The organism is Streptomyces xylophagus (assembly GCF_000716435.1).
Classification (GTDB): domain Bacteria; phylum Actinomycetota; class Actinomycetes; order Streptomycetales; family Streptomycetaceae; genus Streptomyces; species Streptomyces xylophagus.
This window is the reverse complement of record NZ_JNWO01000089.1, coordinates 1-1,236: the sequence shown is the minus strand read 5'-3', so window position 1 is coordinate 1,236 and position 1,236 is coordinate 1. Positions and strand designations below refer to the sequence as shown.

2 protein-coding genes are annotated in these 1,236 nt (G+C 62.9%); both read left to right on the top strand.

Going from position 1 to position 1,236, the window contains the following annotated elements; translation table 11 throughout:
* Positions 1-328 (top strand): hypothetical protein (locus OO70_RS50350; protein WP_043688252.1); only part of this gene is annotated, 328 nt, incomplete at its 5' end.
* A 60-nt stretch (positions 329-388) separates the two neighbouring features.
* Positions 389-1,236: DNA circularization N-terminal domain-containing protein (locus OO70_RS54365; RefSeq protein WP_199827568.1), on the top strand; the 848-nt coding region annotated here is incomplete at its 3' end.

The window sequence follows — 1,236 nt, the reverse complement described above, 5'->3', positions numbered from 1 at the left end:
CTTCCTGCGCAGCGGCGGCAACCAGCCGAACCAGTACGGCGGCCGAGGTCGCGGTGATGGGGCCGGGTGGACGGATTCGATCCACGCCGTGCCGAAGTCTGATGGCTTCAAGGATGTCAACGTCCAGGGCACCGTGACCGGCGCGGCCGAGCTGCACAACATGATGCAGATCGAAGTAAGGCCGTCGCAATACTTCGAGGGCCTCATCAAGCGAGCCGAGAGCGTAGCGACGATGTCGCTCAACGGATCGCTCGGTACCAGCATGCAAGGCCCCGGCGACAACGGCACCAAACCCGCAGCGGCAAACGCTCTTACCGGGACGAAGTAAATGACCTGTCTCTGCATTGACGACCTGCGCCCCGCCTCGTTTCGGGGCGTAGGTTTCTTCGTGGCGTCCGACCAGGGCGAATACGGGCGGCGCGGCCCGGTCCATGAGTACCCGAACCGCGACAACCCGTACTTCGAAGACCTCGGGGAGAAGGCGCGCAAGTTCACCGTCAACGGCTACCTGTTCGGCGACGATTGGGTGTCGAAGAAGGACGCAATCGTTGCCGCCTGCACTGCGCGCGGCCCGGCGATCCTACAGCTCCCGACCGAGGGAGCCACGATGGTTGCGTGCCAAAACCTGTCGGTCTCGCGCACGAAAGACGAGTGCGGCTACTACGCTCTGAAGTTCCAGTTCGTCGTCGCGAGCTTCTCCGCGCCTGGCGCTATAGCAGCCGAGTTCGAGAGCCTGATCGGCAGCATCTTCAGCGCTGCGATCCCGACGTTCACGACGTTCTTCGACAACACGTACGTTCCGCGCAACACGCTGAACTTCGTGTCCGAGAACATGACGGATCGCATCTCGCAGTACAGCTCCGACGTGGTCTCGGCTATCGAGGGCATGCCGACGAACAACCCGACGCTGGCTACCGACGTGGTCCAGGCGGGTGTCAGCATCTTCCAGAACGCCGCGACCTATGCGCAGCCCGGCACTGATAGTGGTGCTGTGCTCGCTCAACAGACGATACCTGCGCAGACCATCGCGGCCATAGCGAACGATACGGGCGTTACGAAGATCGGCGACAGCGGCGTCACGATCCAGACCGGCGCGGCTGCCATCGTTCCAATGATCGCCTACACGATCAACGGCATCGGGAACGCACTGACGAGCGACGTGGTCATTCCGACCTTGACGAGCTTCGCGACGTGGAGCGTCAACGAGGTCAGCCTGGCAGACTTGCAGGCGCAGGT